The sequence below is a fragment of the Halanaerobium sp. genome (genome assembly GCF_003070835.1).
Window position 1 is genome coordinate 1 of the sequence record NZ_QBLR01000238.1, and the last position, 5,337, is coordinate 5,337.

4 protein-coding genes and 1 pseudogene are annotated in these 5,337 nt (G+C 36.8%); all 5 read left to right on the forward strand.

Features of this window, described 5'->3' with window-relative positions:
* Nucleotides 1–259: 259 nt before the first annotated feature.
* Nucleotides 260–418, forward strand: a pseudogene (locus CI949_RS16265) (reverse transcriptase domain-containing protein); the annotation flags it as partial.
* A gap of 308 nt (nt 419–726) precedes the next feature.
* A complete protein-coding gene (locus CI949_RS16270) occupies nt 727–1,365 on the forward strand; it encodes a 4Fe-4S dicluster domain-containing protein (protein WP_290768209.1) in 639 nt (212 codons plus the stop codon).
* Entirely contained in the window at nt 1,362–3,245 is a 1,884-nt protein-coding gene (gene cooS / locus CI949_RS16275) for an anaerobic carbon-monoxide dehydrogenase catalytic subunit (RefSeq protein WP_290768211.1), read from the forward strand. Before CI949_RS16270 ends, cooS begins: the two co-directional genes overlap by 4 nt.
* Nucleotides 3,242–4,141 (forward strand): AAA family ATPase, encoded by a 900-nt coding sequence (locus CI949_RS16280; protein ID WP_290768213.1) that lies wholly within the window; start codon nt 3,242–3,244, stop codon nt 4,139–4,141. Before cooS ends, CI949_RS16280 begins: the two co-directional genes overlap by 4 nt.
* 14 nt (nt 4,142–4,155) lie before the next feature.
* A complete protein-coding gene (locus tag CI949_RS16285) occupies nt 4,156–5,277 on the forward strand; it encodes an NAD(P)/FAD-dependent oxidoreductase (RefSeq protein ID WP_290768215.1) in 1,122 nt (373 codons plus the stop codon).
* The last annotated feature ends 60 nt before the right edge of the window (nt 5,278–5,337 follow it).

The following is a 5,337-nucleotide window of genomic DNA, read 5'->3' on the forward strand; positions in this document are numbered from 1 at the left end:
GAGAGAAGATTAAAAGGATTTTTAGCTGCTCGAGAAAAACTAATTCAACTATTTGAAGAAAGATATTAATTTATTTACACAAAATACTTGACGTTACCTGAAGTACAACACTAAATCTGATGTGGAAGGACATGTAAAATTGAAAGATAGCGCCTTGATGGAATATTACATGATGGGCGGCTACTAAAATCAAAGATCAAAATTAGACCATGGAGCATTTAGCTTCATGGTCTTTGCAGGTTTGCCTGGCATAAGGTGGCTAAGTCCATTGTTTAGTAACATTATACTGGATGAACTGGATAAAGAACTGGAGATACTCAATTATAAATTCTGCCGCTATGCTGATGATAAGCAGATTTATGTTAAAAGTAAGAAAGCAGCTAAAAGAGTTATTGAAAGTCTAACTGGATTTCTTGAAAATTCTGACTCTCAGGCTGTTTAGCTAATTGATTGATCTTCGACAAATTGTTTAATGAGAATACTGGCTTTTTTATTCAATTTTATCACCTTTTTCACCTATCCATCATTTTTATTAGGGACAGTTTATATTATCTAGTTAAACGGGTCAATTTTAAATTATTTTCCTGGCTCACTTTTAAATTATCATATATAATTGCAGAAAAATTAAAAAATTTTAATTTTTTGCAGGAATTAAGACGATTATATTTAATTATAGTATTATGCTTACAATTAGTAATAATAATTATTATACGAGGAGGTAAGAAATTGAAAGTAGTATTTGCAGATGTAGAAAGATGTGTTGGCTGCAGACATTGTGAAATGGCATGTGCTGTAGAACATTCTTCAGGCAAAGATTTATATTCAATGCTGGCAGATAAGCCAAAGCCTCAACCAAGGATTCAGGTAGGTTTGGGAATTGACTTAATGACATTTCCTAATAAATGTCAACACTGTGATCCTGCTCCCTGTGAAAATGCCTGTCCAATTGATGCAATTTATCATGATTCTGAGTTTGATTCAGTACAGGTGGAAGCAGAAAAATGTATTTCCTGTGGAATGTGTGCGATGGTTTGTCCCAATGATGCTATCGCTTTTCGTCAGCTGGAAGAAGATGGTAATGATATAGCTTATAAATGTGATCACTGTCTTGAAAGACTGCAGGAAGCTAAAAAACCAGCCTGTGTAGAAGCCTGTAGAACTGATGCTTTAATTTATGCTGAGGCGAATGAGCTTAGTAATCAGAGACAGACAAAACTATTCAAAAATATAACCAGTCAAATTAGGGGTGGAGGGAATCATAAAGAAATACCCAAAAACATTAAATCATTTAAGAAATTACAGGAAAAGATTGCCCAAATAGGACCATTACCATCATCTAAAAAAAGGGAGGATTCTAAAGCATGAGCACTGAGATAGATAAAAAAGTAGATGAACGAACAATAGATGAAGATGAAAAACAGACAATGAAGAGGACTTTAGATGAAAATATTGAAACAGCCTGGGATAGATTAGAAGCACAGCAGCCGCAGTGTGGATTTGGTCAATTGGGGATTTGTTGTAATTCATGTAAAATGGGACCCTGTCAGGTAGACCCATTTGAAGAGGGACCACAGCGGGGAGTTTGTGGGGCGGATGCTAATTTAATTGTAGCTCGAAATCTGCTGAATGATATGGCAGCTGGGGCAGCCTCACATTCTGACCATGGTCGTGAAGTATTAGAAACTTTTTATGAAACAGCAAATGGGGAAAGCCAGGGTTATGAACTTTTAGACACAGAGAAATTAAAAAATGTGGCTCAAGATATTGGAATAGAAGTGGAAGGTCGTTCTGATTCAGAGATAGCAAAAGAAATGGGGGAACAATTTTTAGCTGAATATGGGATGGTTAAAGGAAAATTAGATTTTACAGATCGAGCTCCAGAAAAAACAAGAGAGATCTGGAATCAAGCAGATATTATGCCTCGGGGAATTGACCGAGAAGTAGTTGAAGCTATGCATCGAGTTCACATGGGTGTAGGGGCGGATTACACGAATATGTTACTTCATGGTTTAAGAACTTCTCTGGCTGATGGTTGGGGTGGATCAATGATGGCAACTGAGCTATCTGATATTTTATTTGGAACACCTAAAGTGACACAATCCACAGTTAATTTAGGAACTTTAAAAGAAGAGATGGTAAATATTGTGCTGCACGGCCATAATCCTGTTTTATCAGATGTAGTAGTTAAAGCGGCTAATGATCAGGAACTGGTTGATCAAGCTAAAGCTGCCGGAGCTGAAGGTATTAATTTAGTCGGTTTATGCTGTACAGGTAATGAATTATTAATGAGAAAAGGAATCCCGATGGCTGGAAATATGCTTAATCAGGAGCTGGCACTTGCTACAGGAGCAGTAGATGCAATGATTATTGATTATCAATGTATTTTTCCCTCTCTTCCACAGGTGGCAAAATGTTTCCATAGTAAGGTTATCTCTACCAGTGAAAAATCAAAAGTTCCTGGTGCGGTACACAAAGAATTTCATCCTGAAAATGCTTATGATACGGCAATAGAGATAGTTGAACTGGCTATAGATACCTACAAAGAACGGAATCCTCAGAAAGTAGAAATACCCTGTGAGCCAATGGAAATGGTAGCTGGTTTTTCTGTGGAGGCAATTAAAGAAGAACTAGGAGGCAGTTTTAAACCATTAATAGATGCAATTACTTCTGGAAAAATAAAAGGGATTGTAGGATCAGTAGGCTGCAGTAATCCTAAAATTCAACATGACTATGGTCATGTTAATTTAGCCAAAGAATTAATGAAGAAAGATATTTTAATGGTTGAAACCGGTTGTGCTGCTGTGGCATCTGGGAAAGCAGGACTATTGGTTCCCGAAGCAGCTAAAATGGCCGGAGATGGTTTGCGCGAGGTTTGTGAAAGCTTAAATATACCACCAATTCTACATATGGGATCCTGTGTTGATTGTTCGCGTATTCTTGCTTTAGCAGGTGAATTAGCAAATGCACTTGATGTAGGTATTGATCAATTACCTGCCGCGGGAGCAGCACCGGAATGGTATGCTCAAAAAGCTCTAACAATTGCTTCCTATTTTGTTGCTTCAGGTTTCTATACAGTAGTAGGATTACCACCTAATACCAATGGTAGTCAAAAGGTTACTGATTTATTAACTGATGAACTGGAAGATGTAGTTAATGCTAAGTTTGCAGTTGAGCCTGATCCAAAAATAGCTGCCCGCATGATTGAACGACATATCTTGAGTCAGAGGGAGGAATTGGGTATATGAGCCAGGACAGAGAAAAAGCTAGAGCACAGGAAAAAGAAAGAAGAAAGAAAGTCTTTTCAGCAGCAGAGGGGTTAGAATCCGATAAAACTATTAATGATTTTAGAGTTGTAACTACCGGTAAGGGTGGAGCAGGTAAGACCACCCTTACAGCCCTGCTGGCACAGTTTTTTGCTGAAGATAAATATCAAGTTTTGGCAGTAGATGAAGATCCCCAGCAAAATCTTGCCTTCTCCTTAGGCTTTCCTGAAGAAAAAGCTGACGAAATAGTTCCTGTCTCAGAAAATATAGATTATATTGAAGAAAAAACAGGGGTAAGACCGGGAGAAAATTGGGGAGCAATGCTCAATTTGAATCCTGATGTCTCAGATGTAGTTAATAGATTTGGCATGAATATTAAAGATAGAATTAACCTATTAGTGATTGGCAGTGTGATTCAGGCAGCTACAGGATGTTTATGTCCAGAAAACTCATTACTGGATTCAATTGTAGGTTATATAAATTTAAGAGAAGATGAAGTTATTTTAATGGATACTCAGGCTGGAGTTGAACATTTTGGTCGTTCACTGGCTGAAGGTTTCCGCAATGCTGTAATTATTACGGAGCCAAGTTTTAACGCGGTACAGGTTGCTTTACACTCAGCTCAGTTAGCAGATCAATTAGAAATAGAGAATATTCATTTAGTAGTTAATAAAGTGCGGGGACAAAAAGATAAGGATAAAGTAATGGAAAGAGCAGGAGAAAAAATAAAAATCTTTGATTATATTCACTATCTACCTTTTGATGAAAGTGTTTACCGCAATGAACCTGATGTAGCTCCATTATTAAAAAAGAATACGCCTTATGTAAAAGCAGTTAGAGAGCTGTATAGGACTTTAATTGGAGTGGAGAGGAAATAAAGGGGGATAGTTTGATGCGTATTGTTATTATTGGTTCAGGGCCAGCAGGATTGACTGCTGCCCTTACTTTGCGTAAAAGAAACTTTAGGGGAACTATAGATATTTTTTCGGCAGAGAATGTGCCCCCTTATTCTCCAGCAGCTTTAGGAGAATATTTAATTAATGATCAGAAAAATTTACTTTACTGGCAGGGCCAGGATGTCTGCAGTCGTTATGATTTTAACTGTTTTTTAGGAGAAAAAGTGGCTGCAGTGGATTCTGATAAACAGTATGTCCTGACAGAAAACAATAGAAAAAGAAAATTTGATAGATTATTAATAGCTTCTGGTAGTTCGCTTCATATCCCACCAGTAGTTAAAGGAGCAGACAAAGAAGGGATTACTAATTTTAAAAATATTTTTGGGGCCCAGCAAATAAAAGATATGGCGTGTCAGGGAAATAAATCAGCAGTAATTGTTGGTGGTGGGTTTTTAGGTGTAGAAATAGCTTTATGTTTAGCTAAAATTGGGATAAAACCTTCTATTTTAAACCGCCGCGGCTGGATAATGCCGCGGTTATTAGACAAAGAAACTGCAGGATATGTAGTCGAAGATTTAGAAAATCAGGGTGTTAATGTAATGCTGAATACTGAAGGAAATCGCTTTACCGGTGAGCGAAAAGTTGAGAGTCTTGTTACCAGTGACGGCAGGGAATTAACAGCCGATTTTTATATAGCGGCTACAGGAGTAAAGCCTAATATTGATTTTATAATTGATAGTGGAATAGAAAATGACGGCTGGGGAATTCCTGTTAATCGTTATTTGCAGACTAATTATGAAAATATATATGCCTGTGGAGATGTAGCTCAGACGGAAGATTTAGTAACTGGAGAGATGACTATTCACGGTCTGCATACAGTAGCAGTCAATCATGGTCAGAGGGCAGCCCTGAATATTTTAGGAGCAGAAAGAAAATACCAAAAGCAGTTTAGTACAAATTCACTGAAAGAATTAAGTTATAAACTAATGGTGGTCGGAAAACTTGATGGAGAAGAAATTAAATATAAGGATAAAGGAGTTTTGCGAAAAATTTATATAAAAAATAATAAGATTAATGGTTTTGGTTGTATAATTAATGTTGTGAAGAAAAAAATGTAAATTTAAAAATATCTAAATAAAAAAAGGCATCTGCCTGGCTCCGTTGAATTAGTTATTTAC

Bases quoted from the DNA above. Each gene is read 5' to 3' on its own strand.
- cooS (WP_290768211.1), top strand. From the start codon at position 1,362: ATGAGCACTGAGATAGATAAAAAAGTAGATGAACGAACAATAGATGAA.
- CI949_RS16280 (WP_290768213.1), top strand. From the start codon at position 3,242: ATGAGCCAGGACAGAGAAAAAGCTAGAGCACAGGAAAAAGAAAGAAGA.
- CI949_RS16285 (WP_290768215.1), top strand. From the start codon at position 4,156: ATGCGTATTGTTATTATTGGTTCAGGGCCAGCAGGATTGACTGCTGCC.